This is a genomic window from Streptomyces marincola, from assembly GCF_020410765.1.
GTDB classification, from domain to species: domain Bacteria; phylum Actinomycetota; class Actinomycetes; order Streptomycetales; family Streptomycetaceae; genus Streptomyces; species Streptomyces marincola.
This window is the reverse complement of record NZ_CP084541.1, coordinates 5,378,038-5,392,238: the sequence shown is the minus strand read 5'-3', so window position 1 is coordinate 5,392,238 and position 14,201 is coordinate 5,378,038. Positions and strand designations below refer to the sequence as shown.

Genomic DNA, 14,201 nt, shown 5'->3' with positions numbered 1-14,201 from the left:
CATCGTGCGCACCGCCTCACGCGTCGCCGCCGTCGAGGAGACCGGGCGGCGGGTCCACCACGGCCCGGCCGGCGTCGAGGTCGATGTCGGGCACGATCTCGGCGACGAACGGGATCATCGTCTCGCCGCCCTCGGGCCGCGCCACGATCAGCAGGTCCTGCCCCGGCAGGTGGGCGATGTCGCTGACCCGGCCGAGCGCGGTGCCGTCCGTGGTGACGACGTCGAGGCCGAGCAGCTGGTGGTCGTAGAACTCCTCCGGGTCCTCGGGCAGCTCCGCCGGGTCGACCTCGGCGACCAGCAGGGTGTCGCGCAGGGACTCGGCGGCCGTGCGGTCGGCCACCCCCGCGAACCGCAGCAGCAGCCGGCCGCTGTGCACCCGAGCCGCCTCCACGGTCAACGGGCCCGCCTCCGGCGGCTCCGTGGTCAGCTCGGCCCCGGGGGCCAGCCGCACCTCGGGCTCGTCCGTGCGGACCTCGACGGTGACCTCGCCCTTGATGCCGTGGGCCCGGCCGATGCGCGCGACGACGACGTGCACTGTAAGTCCGTTCTCAGAAAGAAACCGAGGGCCGGGGCGGCTGTCGCCGCTCCGGCCCTGGTTGCGATACCGGTGACGCGGTCAGCGGATCTCGTCCGCGTCGACGAGGTCGACACGGATGCCCTTGCCGCCGAGTGCGCCCACGACCGTGCGCAGCGAACGCGCGGTCCGGCCGTTGCGGCCGATCACCTTGCCGAGGTCCTCGGGGTGGACCCGGACCTCAAGGACCCGCCCGCGGCGCAGGGTGCGCGAGGCGACCTGGACCTCATCGGGATGATCGACGATGCCCTTCACCAAATGCTCCAGGGCCTCTTCGAGCATTGTCAGCCCTCGGTCGACTCTGCCGGGGCCGCGGCGGCCTCGGCGTCGGCCTTCTTCTCGCCCTTCTTCGCCTTCGGAGTGATGGCCTCACCCCGGGGCTCGCCACCGGATTCCTTGGCCGCGGCCTCGAACAGGACGCGCTTGTCCGGCTTCGGCTCGGCGACCTTCATCGGCGGCGGGGCCGGCAGGCCCTTGAACTTCTGCCAGTCACCGGTGACCTTGAGGATGGCGAGCACCGGCTCGGTCGGCTGCGCGCCGACGCCCAGCCAGTACTGGACGCGGTCGGTGTCGACCTCGATGCGCGAGGGGTTCTGCACCGGGTGGTACAGCCCCAGCTCCTCGATGGCCCGGCCGTCCCTGCGCGTGCGCGAGTCGGCGACGACGATGCGGTAGTGCGGCGAACGGATCTTGCCCAGTCGCTTCAGCTTGATCTTGACTGCCACGAGTGTGGTGTCTCCTGCGTGTTGACGTGGTGGACCGCCGGCGGGCCGCGTGGGGTTGCGGAACCGGAAGTCCGGTGGACGCGCCAGCCGGAGGAGAGAGGGGTCCTGTGCGACTGCCGAGTTCAACGGGTAATTCTGCCATAGCCCGTCAGGCCGAGGCCGCCACGGTCATGGCCTCCGCGATCTGGAAGGGCTTCTTGCACGCTCCGCACACGATCGGTGCCTGCGCGAGCACCGACGGCACGACGCGGACGTTGCGCCCGCACTCGCAGACCGCCTTGACGCGCACACCGCCGCCGGAGGATCCGTGCCGGGCCGCGGGCCCGCGGAAACTCCGTTTCGTGTCGGTCGCGGTGGCCGCCACATGCGCCTTGAGCGCGCGTTGCAGCCGCTCGGCCGTGGGCCGGTAGCGCCGCTTGGTCTCGGGGTTCATCGTGACCAGCGAGAAACCGCTGCTCGGATGCGGATCGTCGCTGTGATCGAGGCCGAGCTCCTCGGCGATCGCGAGGAAACGCCGGTTGTGGTAGCGCCCGGCCCGGGAGGTGTCCCTGACCCCCCGGGCGGCGGCGATGCCGTGGACGGCCTCGTGCAGCAGCCGTTCGAAGGAGAGCTCGGAGCCGCAGGCGGACGAGGACTCCCCGATCAGTGATTCGGGCGCGGCCAGGTCAGGCAGCTCCGGGTGGTGCCGTTGAATGTCGGCCCACGCGTGTGCCAGCTCGGCGGCGAGTACTGGAACTGGTTGTGTCGTGCTCACGTCGTAGCTAACGAGCGAAGCCCCCGAGGTGTTCCGATTCCGGGGCAAGTCCACGAATTTGCACCTACCAGTCAGTTCGCCGCCCTTGCGGTGGCTCAGGAGGAGCGTCCCACGACGGCCGCGGTGCCCGGGGCGTCGTCCGATTCCGGCACCGATCCGGTACCGGAGGCGCGGGAGAGGTTCTGCCCCGGCTCGCGGCCCGTGCCCCGTTGAGGCGCCCTGCCGCCCGTCATCCCTTCGAGGGCGGGGGTGTTGACGGCATCGGTGAAACGCTCCGCCGGCGCGTCGCGGCCGAGCACCACGTCGGTGCCGCGCGCTTCGGAGACAGGTGGGGCTGGGGGACGAGCGTCGGGAGGCAGGCGTTGCGCGCGCCCACCGCCGTGGTGCGCGCGTTCGTCTCCCGCCGCACCCGCCTCCGGAGGCCGTACCCGTACGGCCGGATGGCCGTCGTACCGCCCACCGGTCCGCTGCCGGCCGGCTCGGCCTCGGCGACGACGTCCCGGCACCGGCGGGGGACCTCGCCCGCCCTGGGGGTGGGCGCGGAAGCCTTGGTCATGGCGGGAATGCTACGGCTCCCGGCCCCCCGCCCCGCGCACGGGTCTACTTGGGCGGCAGCATGTCCCGGAACTCCTTGGGCAGTTCGAAGTCGGCCGGGTCCACCGCCGTGCCATCGCCGCGCTGCGCGGCGGCGCGCTCGTCGGCCTGGCGCTTCATCGGGTTGCCCGAACGCCTGGCGCCCTTGCCCTTCTTCTGCGGCTTGCCCTTGCGCTTGCCGCCGCCCGGCCCGCCGAGCCCCGGCACGCCCGGCATCCCCGGCATGCCGCCGCCCTGCGCCATCCGCGACATCATCTTCCGCGCCTCGAAGAAGCGCTCGACGAGTCCCTTGACCGCGCTCACGTCGACGCCGGAACCGCGGGCGATGCGGGCCCGGCGCGACCCGTTGATGATCTTGGGGTCGGCACGCTCGCCCGGCGTCATCGACTTGATGATCGCGGCGGTGCGGTCGACCTCGCGCTCGTCGAGGTTGTTGATCTGCTCGCGCATCTGCCCCATGCCGGGCATCATCCCGAGCAGCTTGGAGATCGAGCCCATCTTGCGGACCTGCTCCATCTGCGACAGGAAGTCGTCGAGCGTGAACTCCTTGGGGCCCTTCGCCAGCTTGCCCGCCAGCTTCTCGGCCTCCTGCTGGCTGAACGTGCGCTCGGCCTGCTCGATCAGGGTGAGCACGTCGCCCATGCCGAGGATCCGGGACGCCATGCGGTCCGGGTGGAACGCGTCGAAGTCGTCCAGCTTCTCGCCGTTGGACGCGAACATGATCTGGCGGCCCGTGACCTGCGCGATGGAGAGGGCCGCGCCGCCGCGCGCGTCGCCGTCGAGCTTGGAGAGCACCACGCCGTCGAAGCCGACGCCGTCGCGGAACGCCTCGGCCGTGGTGACCGCGTCCTGGCCGATCATCGCGTCGACGACGAACAGCACCTCGTCGGGCTCGACCGCGTCGCGGATGTCCGCGGCCTGGCGCATCAGCTCCTCGTCGATGCCGAGCCGGCCCGCGGTGTCGACGACGACGACGTCGTACTGCTTGTCCCTGGCGTGGACGAGGGAGTCCTCGGCCACCTTGACCGGGTCGCCCACGCCGTTGCCCGGCTCGGGCGCGAACACCGCGACGCCGGCCCGCTCGGCCACGACGGACAGCTGGTTGACCGCGTTCGGCCGCTGGAGGTCGCAGGCCACGAGCAGCGGGGTGTGGCCCTGGGCCTTGAGCCACCGGCCGAGCTTGCCCGCGAGCGTGGTCTTGCCCGCGCCCTGGAGGCCGGCGAGCATGATCACGGTGGGCGGGTTCTTGGCGAAGCGCAACCGCCTGGTCTCGCCGCCGAGGATGGCCACCAGTTCCTCGTTGACGATCTTGACGATCTGCTGCGAGGGGTTCAGCGCCCGGGAGACCTCGGCGCCCAGGGCCCGTTCCTTGACCTGCTTGATGAACGCGCGCACGACCGGCAGCGCGACATCCGCCTCCAGCAGGGCGATCCGGATCTCCCGCGTCGTGGCGTCGATGTCCGCCTCGCTCAGGCGGCCCTTGCCCCTGAGGTTCTTGAACGTTGCCGCAAGGCGGTCGGAGAGAGTGTCGAACACGGCGCTGGCGGTTCCTTACACATCGGCGGACGGATCGGCGGTGCCCTCCAGCGTATCCGCCCGCCGCCCCCGCGGTCAGCCCGCGGTGGCGGCGGACCTTCCGGCCAGCGCGCGCTCCAGGTCACGCGCGAGCCCCGCGGCCTCCTCGGCCGGCAGCGGCTCGCCACCCGGCGCGGTCACGTAGAACGCGTCGACGGCGTTGGCGCCGAGCGTGCTGACGTGCGCGCTGCGCACGGCCACCCCGGCCGCGTCGAGGGCGTGCCCGATGCGGTACAGCAGGCCAGGGGCGTCCTGTGCCCGCACCTCGATCACGGTGGCCACGCGCGAGCCCAGGGGCGCGACGGTCACGCGCGGCGGCGGCGTCAGCGGCGTCCTGCGGCGCGGGCCGCGGTAGGCGGCCTCCCGCTCCGCGAGCCGCGCCGCGATGTCGAGCCCGCCGTCGAGGGCGCGGACCAGGTCCGCGCGCAGCCGTTCCGCCTGGGGCAGCGAGCCGTACTCGGCGGCCACGCGCCAGTCGAGCAGCAGCACCGGCCCCTGGCCCACGGGGTCGACGACGCTCAGTTCGGCGGAACGCACCGTGAGCCGGTGCAGGGCGAGCACACCGGCGACGGCGGGCAGCACCCCGGGCCGCTCCGGCAGGGCGACGATCAGTTCGACGCCCACCGGCTCCGGCTCCTCGGCACGCCCCCCGTCCTCGTCGGCCGCCCCCTCATCGGCGCGCGGACGCAGCGCGAGCACGGGCGCGCCGGTGCGCGCCGCCTCGACCGCGAGCCGTTCGCCGGCCACCGTGGTGCCGGCCGGGGCGGGACGGGCCGGCGCGGCGCCCTCCTCGAACCGGGCGGCGACGCGTGCGACGAGGTCGGCGAGCAGTGCGGCCCGCCAGCCCGACCACGCGGCGGGCCCGGTGGCGAGCGCGTCGGCCTCGGTGAGGGCGTGCAGCAGTTCCAGGGTGGAGCGGTCGCCGACGGCCTCGGCGACGTGCTCGACGGTGGCCGGGTCGTCCAGGTCGCGCCGGGTCGCGGTCTCGATCAGCAGCAGGTGGTGGCGCACGAGGGTGGCGAGCACGTCGGTGTCGGCGGCCCCGAAGCCGATGCGGGCCGCCATGTCGCGGGCGATGGTCGCGCCCGCGACGCTGTGGTCGCCCGGCCAGCCCTTGCCGATGTCGTGCAGCAGCGCGGCCACGAGCAGCAGGTCGGGGCGGCCGACGCGGCGCGTGAGCGCCGCCGCGCGGACGGCCGTCTCGACCAGGTGCCGGTCCACGGTCCAGCGGTGCACGGGGTTGCGCTGCGGGCGGCAGCGGACGCGTTCCCAGTCGGGCAGCAGGCGTGCGATCAGCCCCGCGGCCTCCATGGCCTCCCAGACCGGAACGGTGTCGGGTCCCGCGCCGAGCAGGGTGACGAACTGCTCGCGCGCCTCGGCCGGCCAGGGCACGGGCAGCGCGGCGTCGGCCGCGGCCAGCGCGTGGGCGGCCGGCAGGGCCAGCGGCAGGCCGGCCTGCGCCGCCGCGGCGGCGGCGCGCAGCGGCAGCACGGGGTCGCGGTCGGCGCGCGCGGTGCGGGCGAGCACGACCTCGCCGTCCTGCTCGACAACGCCCTCGGCGAGCGGGGTGCGCTGCTCCGCCGGTGCGGTCCGCCGCGCGGTGCGGGAGCCGAGCAGGCCGCGCAGCCGGCCGCGCCCGGACCGGGCGCGCAGCACGCGGCCGACCTCGCGCCACGTGACGTCGGAGGCGTAGGAGACGGTGCGGGCCGCTTCGTAGACGCGGCGCAGCAGGGTGTCCGCGTCGAGCAGGCCGAGGGCCGCGGCCACCTGGTCCTGGTCCTCAAGCGCGAGCCGGTCGGTGGCCCGCCCGGTGGTGAGGTGCAGCGCGTCGCGGACGTCGAGCAGGGTGCCGCGGGCGGCTTCGAGGCCGCTCCTGGGGGCGTCGGCGAGCCAGGAGGCGGCGACGGCACGCAACGCGGTGGTGTCGCGCAGGCCGCCCCTGGCCTCCTTGAGGTCGGGTTCGAGCAGGAAGGGCAGCTCGCCGTGCCGGCGGGCGCGCTCGCGGCCGAGTTCGTGCAGTTCGGGGAGGCGGGCGGGGGCCTGGGAGCGCCACTGGGCGAGCAGGCCGGCGCGCAGGTCCGCGGTGAGCGCGGCGTCCCCGGCGATGTGCCGGGCGTCGAGGAGTCCGAGGTGGACCTTCAGGTCGGCCGCCGCGGCCGCGTGCGTCTCGGTCGGGGTTCGCACGGAGTGGTCGAGCGCGATGCCCAGGTCCCACACCGGGTACCACAGCCGGTCGGCGAGCGCGGCGATGTCCGCGCGCGACGCGGTGCCGTCGTGGACCAGCAGCAGGTCGAGGTCGCTGCGCGGGGACAGCTCGCCGCGGCCGTAGCCGCCGACGGCCAGCAGGGCGGCCCGGCCGGGGCGCGCGGCCCGGTCGAACAGGCCGGCGAGCCACTGGTCGGTGAGCCGGGCGAGGTGGGCGCGGCGCGGCGGGCCCGGCCGCGCCTCCGTGGTGAGGAGGCGCAGCCGGGCCGCGGCGTAACCGCCGCCGGGGCCCGGGGCGTTGTCGGTCGTGGGTGTCGTCTCCGCCGTCATCCGGTCCCCAGCTCCTGGTGTGCCTGGTGTGTCAGAGGGCGTCGGGGCCGCGTTCGCCGGTGCGTACCCGGACGGCCGTGTCGACGGGCAGGCTCCAGACCTTGCCGTCCCCGATCTTGCCGGTGCGCGCGGCCTTCACGACGACCTCGACCAGCTGCTCGGCGTCGGAGTCCTCGACCAGGATCTCGATGCGCACCTTGGGCACCAGGTCGACGGTGTACTCGGCGCCGCGGTACACCTCGGTGTGGCCGCGCTGGCGGCCGTAGCCGCTGGCCTCGGTGACGGTCAGGCCGTGCACGCCGAACGCCTGGAGCGCGTCCTTGACCTCGTCGAGCCGGTGCGGCTTGATCACCGCGGTGATGAGCTTCATGCGTCCACCTTCTTCTCACCGGCCGCCGCGTCGGCGGTCACGGGAACGCTGCCTGCGGCCGGCACCGTGCCGGTCCCTGACTGGCTGAAGTCGTACCCCGTCTCCGCGTGGTACGCCAGGTCGAGGCCCGCGACCTCCTCCTCCTCCGAGGCGCGGAACCCGATGGTCCGCTGGATCAGCTGCGCGAGCAGGTACGTGACGACGAAGGAGTAGGCCATGACGGCGAACGCGCCCAGCGCCTGCTTGCCGAACTGCTCGAAGCCGCCGAGGCCGTCGGTGGCGAGGAAGCCGACCAGCAGGGTGCCGACGAGGCCGCCGACGAGGTGGACGCCGACCACGTCGAGGGAGTCGTCGAAGCCGAGCTTGTACTTGAGGCTGACGGCCCAGGCGCAGATCGCGCCGGAGACGAGGCCGATGAGGATCGCGCCCAGCGGGGTGACGTGCGCGCCCGACGGGGTGATGGCGACGAGGCCGGCGATGGCGCCGGACGCGGCACCGAGCGTGGTGAACGCGCCGTGGCGGATGCGCTCGTAGGCCAGCCAGCCGAGGATGGCCGCCGCGGTGGCGACCTGGGTGTTGAGGGCCATCAGGGCGGCGGTGCCGTTGGGCGAGAGGGCGGAGCCGGCGTTGAAGCCGAACCAGCCGAACCACAGCAGCGCGGCGCCGAGCAGGACCATGGGCAGGTTGTGCGGGCGCATCGGCTCCTTCTTGAAGCCGACGCGCTTGCCGATCACCAGGACCGCGGCGAGTGCTCCGGCTCCCGCGTTGATGTGCACGGCCGTTCCGCCGGCGAAGTCGATGACCTCCTGCTCGAACAGCCAGCCGTCGGAGGCCCAGACCCAGTGGGCGACGGGGAAGTAGACCACGCTGATCCACAGCGCGATGAACAGCGCCCAGCTGCTGAACTTGACGCGGTCGGCGAGCGCGCCGCTCATGAGGGCCGGGGTGATCACGGCGAACATGAGCTGGAACACCGCGAAGGCCAGCATGTCGCTGTTGTCCGCGGTGATGTCCTGGAAGCCCAGGAAGTCGAGGTTGCCGATCAGGCCGCCGTCGTCGGCGTCGGAGTAATTGGTGCCGAAGGCGAGCGTGAAGCCGTACAGCACCCACAGCACGCTGGAGATGCCGAGGGCGATGAAGGACATCATCAGCATGTTCAGCGCGCTCTTGACCCGCACCATGCCGCCGTAGAAGAAGGCGAGTCCGGGCGTCATCAACATGACCAATGCGGCACAGATCACTACAAAAGCGATATCAGCTGCTTCCAACGTGAACGTCTCCTCGGAGTGGCGACCCGTGCGGGCGATCGGGGTCGAGGGGCAGGATGCGCCACAGGCTCTCCGAGAGCCGTTTCGGTCGATGGAGCCGTTTGTTTCGCAGGCGTGACGATGGCACGCGGGGTGTTACGCGGTCATGAAACGGCTCCGGCGGCGGGGGCGGCGCGCGCAGGCCGGCGGCCGGGACCGGAGCGGCGCGGGCCGGGGTGGAAATCCGGCCACGCGGGCCTCAACGGTGCGGCCGGCGCGCGCAGGAGGCGGCGGCCGGCGCGCGCCGGTCGGCGGGCGCGGGACCGCCCCGGTCCCGCGGTCGGCTCACCCGGCCCTGCTGGCCTCGTTTTCCCCGAGTTCCCCGGAGAGCCGTTCGGTCACCTGGGTGACTTCCGGCAGGCGTCCGAACGCGCGTTCCGCGGCGGACCAGGTCTTGCGGAGCCGGTTGTTGACGCGTTCGGAACGCAGCCTGCCGGCGAGCGCGGTGGCGTGATTCGCCCGCTCCGCGCAGGCCTCGGCCTCGCGGTCGAGCAGGTGCACCGTGGCCATCCCGATCAGGTTGAGTGCATACGAACGCTGGTGACCGCCGGCCGGGTCGGCCTCGCACTCGGCGGCGAACAGTTCCACCGCGCGTTCCATCAGCGGCCTGGCGCGCGAGAGGTAGGCGGGGCTGCGGCCGGCGACGTAGGCGAGGTCGCGGTAGGAGTGGGCGTTCTCCGCGTGCAGTTCGGCCTCGGAGAAGAAGCCGATCCAGTCGGGGTCGTGGTCGCCCGGGCCCGCCTCGGCGAAGGCGTCCTCCGCCATCCTGACCGCGCGGTGGCACTTGGGCGGCTGGCCCAGGGTGGCGTAGGCCCGGGCCTCAAGGGCGTACAGCATCGACTGGGTGCGGGGGGTGGCGCGCTCGCGGCTGCCGTACTGCGCGAGGTGGATCAGCTCCAGCGCGTCCTCGGCCCGCCCGAGGTGGATCATCTGGCGGCTCATCTTGGACAGCACGTAGGCGCCGAGCGGCCGGTCCTCGGCCTCCTTGGCGGCGTGCAGCGCCAGGACGAAGTACTTCTGCGCGGTCGGCTGGAGGCCGATGTCGTAGCTCATCCAGCCCGCGAGCTCCGACAGCTCGGCCGTGATCCGGAACAGCCGGCGGCGCGCGTCCTCGCCGTGGGACTCCTGGAGCAGGTCGGTGACCTCGTGGAGCTGGCCGACGACCGCCTTGCGCCGCAGCCCGCCGCCGGCCTGCGCGTCCCAGCGGCGGAACTGGGCGGTCGACGCCTCAAGCTGTGACAGCTCGGGCTCGGAGAGACCGGCCATGCGGCGTGCGCCGGAACCGTCGCGCACCGGCAGCGGCGAGAGCCGCGCCCCGGGGGCCGGCTCAGGCAGGCCGGGCGTCGGCACGAGCCAGCGCTGCATGGGCTCTATCAGGGCGGGCCCGGCCGACATGGTCAGCGAGGTGCCCAGGAAACCGCGGCGGCCGAGCATGAGGTCGCTGCGCGAGAACTCGTTGATCAGCGCGACCGTCTGCGGCCCCGCCCAGGGCAGGTCGACGCCCGAGACGGCGGCCGAGCGAGGCAGCGAGCGCAGGCCGAGGTCCTCCACCCCCACGACGCAGCCGAAGCGCTCGGAGAACAGCTCCGAGAGGATGCGGGGGATGGGCTCGCGCGGCTGTTCGCCGTCCAGCCAGCGGCGCACGCGGGAGGTGTCCGTGCTGACGTGGTGCGCGCCGAGCTGGCGGGCGCGGCGGTTGACCTGGCGGGCCAGCTCCCCCTTCGACCAGCCGCTTCGCCGGAACCACGACCCCAGCCGCTCGTTCGGTCCCCTGCCGGGGATACCGCCGGTACCGCCGTCCTTGCCGTCCACAGTTGCGCCCCCCATCCCGCGTGTTGGCCTGGCGTGCGAAGCCGCGTGGCGTCTGCTGACACCGCGTCTACGAGTGCACCGAAAGTAATCCTACGATCACCGGCACGGGAGAGGGCCACTTCCAATCGCCACCATTCGCCACCCCTCCGCGAGAACACTCGTACCCGCCCCACGCGCTTCACTGAGAGGGACGGTGTTCGAAGCCGGTTGTGCAGAAGCACTATGGGGGCGCAACATACCCCACCGCGCGCCTTTCACGCTCCGCGCCCGTCCCGTAACCACCGATGGCGGCGGCCAGTTGGAGAGTGTATGGGTTTCACGATCGCCGGCATGCGGGACCTCAAGGATCTGCGCCTCTCCCCCAGGCGCCCGGGACGGGCCGACCGGACCCCCGTCACCACGGCCGTGGCGGAGTACACCGGGCTGTGGGGCTGGGATGTGGCGCCGGGGGCACGCGCCGTGCGCGGCTCCGGCCCGCTCGGGCGCCCGGTCTGCTCGTGCGGCGCCCGCGCGTGCCCCGCGCCGGGCGCGCACCCCCTGCCGCGCGGGCGCGTCGTACCCGCGGGCGCCACGCTCGACGACGTGCTCAGGACCTGGGCGCGCACGCCGGACGCCGCCGTCCTGCTGCCCACGGGCGACCGCTTCGACGTCCTCGAAGTCCCGGAGGCCGCGGCCCGGTGCGCACTCCCCCGGCTCGAACGCATGAGCATTCCGCTCGGGGCCGTCGCCCTCGCCCCGCACCGCGTCGCGTGGTTCCTCGTCGCCCCGGGAGCCGCGGCGGGGCTGCCGCACCTGCTGTACCGCATGGGCTGGGACGCGGCGCTCCCCGGCCTGCGCGCCCTCGGCACGGGCCACCACATCACCGCGCCGCCCTCCGGGCACGCGGGCCGCGGCCCGGTGCGCTGGCTGCGCGCCCCCGGCCTCGAAACGGCCGCGCCGCCGCCCGCCCGGCTGCTGCTCGGCACCCTGGCCTACGCCTGCCACCGGATGAGGCGCCCGGCCGCCTGAGCGACCGGGCCGCCGGTGACCAGGCCGCCGGTGACCAGGCCGCCGGTGACCAGGCCGCCGGTGATCAAGCCAGGAGCGCGTCGACGAAGGTCTCGGGGTCGAACGGCGCCAGGTCGTCGGCCCCCTCGCCCAGGCCGACCAGCTTGACCGGAACGCCCAGCTCGCGCTGGACGGCGACCACGATGCCGCCCTTCGCCGTGCCGTCGAGCTTGGTCAGGGCGATCCCCGTGACGTCGACGACCTGCGCGAACACCTTGGCCTGGGTCAGGCCGTTCTGTCCCGTGGTGGCGTCCAGGACCAGCAGCACCTCGCCGACCGGCCCGTGCTTCTCGACGACGCGCTTGACCTTGCCCAGCTCGTCCATCAGGCCGGACTTCGTGTGCAGCCGGCCCGCCGTGTCCACGAGGACCACGTCGGCGCCCTGGGTGATGCCCTCCTTGACCGCGTCGAACGCCACCGAGGCCGGGTCGCCGCCCTCGGGGCCGCGCACGGTACGGGCGCCGACCCGCTCGCCCCAGGTCTGGAGCTGGTCGGCCGCCGCCGCCCTGAAGGTGTCGGCCGCGCCGAGCACGACCGAGTGGCCCTCGGCGACCAGCACGCGCGCCAGCTTCCCCGTGGTCGTGGTCTTGCCCGTGCCGTTGACTCCGACGACCAGGATCACCGCGGGGCGCTCCTCGCCCTCGGGCGAGACGCCGCCCTCGGTGCGCACCTCGCGGTCCAGATCCGTGCCGAGCTGGGCGAGCAGTTCCTCGCGCAGCAGCGCCCGCAGCTCCTCCGGGCTGCGCGTGCCGAGGACCCGCACCCGCTCGCGCAGGCGTTCCACCAGCTCGACGGTGGGTGCGGGGCCGACATCGGCCGTGAGCAGGATCTCCTCGATCTCCTCCCACGTGTCCTCGTCGAGCCGCTCGCGCGCCAGCAGGGTGAGCAGGCCGCGGCCCAGCGAGTTCTGCGACCTGGCGAGCCTGGCCCGCAGCCGGACCATGCGGCCCGCGGCCGGCTCGGGGACCTCCACCTCGGGGGCCGGGGGCGCGGGGGGCGCCTCCGGGCCGGGGAGCGTGACCTCCTCGATGGCCCGGCGCTCCTCCTCGGTCACCGGGGGCGCGGCGTCGTCTCCGACCTGCGGCTCCGCGGGCGGCGCGGGGCGCGCCCGCGTCCCGTCCGGCGGCGGAGGGGCCTGCTTGCGGCGGCCGTTGACGACGAGCCCGCTGATCACGGCGACCGCGACCACGGCGATGATGACGATGAGGATCAGAATGTCCATCGGTTCCCTTGGTGGACCTGGCGGAGGGGCAACGCTCCTAACGTACCGCCGTCCCGGTTCCCGCCCCGGTGCCGCGTCGGCGGGCCCGGGGCGTCAGCCCATCTCCTCAAGCGACTTGCCCTTGGTCTCCGGGACGAAGGCCAGCAGGAACGGTATCGACAGCAGCGCGAAGACGGTGTACATCACATAGGCGCCCGACAGGTTCCACTCCGAGAGGGTGGGGAAGCTCTGGCTGATCGCCCAGTTCGCGATCCACTGGGCGGAGGCCGCGACGCCCAGCGCGGCGGCACGCAGGCGGTTGGGGAACATCTCGCCGAGCAGCACCCAGACCACGACGCCCCACGAGAGCGCGAAGAACAGCACGAAGCCGTGCGCCCCGACCAGTGCGGCCGTTCCCTGTGCGTCGGGCAGCCTGATGTCCTCGCCCGTGCCCCGGGTGTAGGAGAAGGCCCACGCGGTGAGCCCGAGCATCAGCGTCATGCCGACCGAGCCGATCAGCAGCAGCGCCCTGCGCCCGATGCGGTCGACGAGCAGCATCGCGATCACGGTGCCGACGATGTTGATGATGGACGTGGTGAAGGAGTAGAAGAACGAGTCGTCCGGGTCGATGCCGACGGACTGCCACAGCGAGTTCGAGTAGTAGAAGATCACGTTGATGCCGACGAGCTGCTGGAACACGGAAAGGCCGATGCCCACGTACACGATGGGCAGCAGCCCCGCCCGGCCGCCGACGAGGTCGCGCCAGCTGGACCGGCGCTCGCCGGCGATCCGGTCGTGGATCTCCGCGATCCTGGCGTCCAGGTCGGTGCCCGGCCCCTCGACGTCCGCGAGCACCCGCCTGGCCTCGTCGGTCCGGCCGCGGGCGACCAGGTGGCGCGGCGACTCGGGGATGCCGAACGTCATCAGCCCGTAGACCAGGGCGGGCAGCGCCTCGACGCCGAGCATGACCTGCCAGGCCTCAAGGCCGAGCAGGTCGCCGCGCTGGTCGCCGTCGGCGAGCGTGACCAGACCCCAGTTGACCAGCTGGGAGAGCGCGATGCCGAGGACGATCGCGGCCTGCTGGAACGAGGCGAGGCGGCCCCGGTACTCGGAGGGCGAGACCTCCGCGATGTAGGCGGGGGCGATGACGGAGGCCATGCCGATGGCGACACCGCCGACCGTGCGCCAGAACGCCAGGTCCCACACGGTGAACGGCAGCATCGAGCCGATGGCGCTGACCATGAACAGCGCGGCGGCGATCCGCATCACGCGGATGCGGCCCAGGCGGTCGGCCAGCCGCCCGGCCGCCACCGCGCCGAGCGCGGCGCCGAGCAGCGCGATCGCGACGACGGTGCCGAGCGTCCCCGAGGAGACGTCGAACCTGCCGCGGATACCTTCCACCGCTCCGTTGATCACGGAGCTGTCGTAGCCGAACAGGAAGCCGCCGAGCGCTGCCGTGGCGGCTATGTAGATCACGTACCTGAGGTGGGGCGCGCGGGTGCCCCGCCCGCCCCGGCCCGATGTCGCGGTGGTGCTCACGTCCTCTTCTCCCCGGATCCGGCGGCACTGCCGGACATACGAGTGCTCGCGAAGGCGGCGCCTACACCTGCGCTCCGGGTCACCCGGTGAACCCGGAACGACGTCCCCGGAGCGCGGGAGCACACCCCTCGAAGCCGGAATCGGCACATACCGGGCGTTCGCGGGTCG

The 14,201-nt window shown here is 73.5% G+C and carries 12 protein-coding genes; 1 reads left to right on the top strand and 11 read right to left on the bottom strand.

Annotation, left to right across the window (positions count from 1 at the left end; translation table 11 throughout):
* Positions 1–16: 16 nt before the first annotated feature.
* The 9 genes from rimM to nsdA form a co-directional block, all read right to left on the bottom strand.
* Positions 17–535 carry a ribosome maturation factor RimM gene (gene rimM / locus LC193_RS23840; RefSeq protein ID WP_226077321.1) on the bottom strand — a complete coding sequence of 173 codons (519 nt, stop codon included), beginning with the start codon at positions 533–535 and terminating at the stop codon, positions 17–19.
* Positions 536–616: 81 nt separating this feature from the next.
* On the bottom strand, positions 617–856 hold the full coding sequence (locus LC193_RS23835) for an RNA-binding protein (RefSeq protein WP_086157759.1): 240 nt from the start codon (positions 854–856) through the stop codon (positions 617–619).
* Between the two features lie 2 nt (positions 857–858).
* The gene (gene rpsP, locus LC193_RS23830; protein WP_226077320.1) at positions 859–1,299 is read right to left on the bottom strand and encodes a 30S ribosomal protein S16; all 441 of its coding nucleotides are present in this window, start codon (positions 1,297–1,299) and stop codon (positions 859–861) included.
* Between the two features lie 148 nt (positions 1,300–1,447).
* Complete coding sequence (locus LC193_RS23825) at positions 1,448–2,053, bottom strand: hypothetical protein (protein ID WP_226077319.1); 606 nt, start codon at positions 2,051–2,053, stop codon at positions 1,448–1,450.
* A gap of 600 nt (positions 2,054–2,653) precedes the next feature.
* Positions 2,654–4,183, bottom strand: coding sequence for a signal recognition particle protein (gene ffh / locus LC193_RS23820; protein ID WP_226077318.1), 1,530 nt, complete (start codon positions 4,181–4,183; stop codon positions 2,654–2,656).
* Between the two features lie 75 nt (positions 4,184–4,258).
* Entirely contained in the window at positions 4,259–6,757 is a 2,499-nt protein-coding gene (locus tag LC193_RS23815; RefSeq protein WP_226077317.1) for a [protein-PII] uridylyltransferase, read from the bottom strand.
* A gap of 31 nt (positions 6,758–6,788) precedes the next feature.
* A complete protein-coding gene (locus LC193_RS23810; RefSeq protein WP_086157765.1) occupies positions 6,789–7,127 on the bottom strand; it encodes a P-II family nitrogen regulator in 339 nt (112 codons plus the stop codon).
* Positions 7,124–8,341 carry an ammonium transporter gene (locus LC193_RS23805; protein WP_404819477.1) on the bottom strand — a complete coding sequence of 406 codons (1,218 nt, stop codon included), beginning with the start codon at positions 8,339–8,341 and terminating at the stop codon, positions 7,124–7,126. Before LC193_RS23805 ends, LC193_RS23810 begins: the two co-directional genes overlap by 4 nt.
* A 378-nt stretch (positions 8,342–8,719) precedes the next feature.
* Positions 8,720–10,261 carry a transcriptional repressor NsdA gene (gene nsdA / locus LC193_RS23800; RefSeq protein ID WP_226077315.1) on the bottom strand — a complete coding sequence of 514 codons (1,542 nt, stop codon included), beginning with the start codon at positions 10,259–10,261 and terminating at the stop codon, positions 8,720–8,722.
* 294 nt (positions 10,262–10,555) lie between these two features.
* Here nsdA and LC193_RS23795 point away from each other — a divergent pair, with 294 nt between their 5' ends.
* Positions 10,556–11,254 (top strand): bifunctional DNA primase/polymerase, encoded by a 699-nt coding sequence (locus LC193_RS23795; RefSeq protein ID WP_226077313.1) that lies wholly within the window; start codon positions 10,556–10,558, stop codon positions 11,252–11,254.
* Between the two features lie 64 nt (positions 11,255–11,318).
* Here the strand turns inward: LC193_RS23795 and ftsY are convergent, their stop codons facing one another.
* Both ftsY and LC193_RS23785 read right to left on the bottom strand, forming a co-directional pair.
* Positions 11,319–12,515, bottom strand: coding sequence for a signal recognition particle-docking protein FtsY (gene ftsY / locus LC193_RS23790; RefSeq protein ID WP_226077311.1), 1,197 nt, complete (start codon positions 12,513–12,515; stop codon positions 11,319–11,321).
* A gap of 93 nt (positions 12,516–12,608) precedes the next feature.
* Complete coding sequence (locus LC193_RS23785) at positions 12,609–14,033, bottom strand: sugar porter family MFS transporter (protein ID WP_226077309.1); 1,425 nt, start codon at positions 14,031–14,033, stop codon at positions 12,609–12,611.
* Positions 14,034–14,201 lie beyond the last annotated feature (168 nt).

Excerpts from the sequence above, each read along its gene's own strand:
- nsdA (WP_226077315.1), bottom strand. The coding sequence starts at position 10,261 with ATGGGGGGCGCAACTGTGGACGGCAAGGACGGCGGTACCGGCGGTATC.
- LC193_RS23810 (WP_086157765.1), bottom strand. The coding sequence starts at position 7,127 with ATGAAGCTCATCACCGCGGTGATCAAGCCGCACCGGCTCGACGAGGTC.
- LC193_RS23805 (WP_404819477.1), bottom strand. The coding sequence starts at position 8,341 with ATGACGCCCGGACTCGCCTTCTTCTACGGCGGCATGGTGCGGGTCAAG.
- LC193_RS23815 (WP_226077317.1), bottom strand. The coding sequence starts at position 6,757 with ATGACGGCGGAGACGACACCCACGACCGACAACGCCCCGGGCCCCGGC.
- ftsY (WP_226077311.1), bottom strand. The coding sequence starts at position 12,515 with ATGGACATTCTGATCCTCATCGTCATCATCGCCGTGGTCGCGGTCGCC.
- LC193_RS23835 (WP_086157759.1), bottom strand. The coding sequence starts at position 856 with ATGCTCGAAGAGGCCCTGGAGCATTTGGTGAAGGGCATCGTCGATCAT.
- LC193_RS23795 (WP_226077313.1), top strand. The coding sequence starts at position 10,556 with ATGGGTTTCACGATCGCCGGCATGCGGGACCTCAAGGATCTGCGCCTC.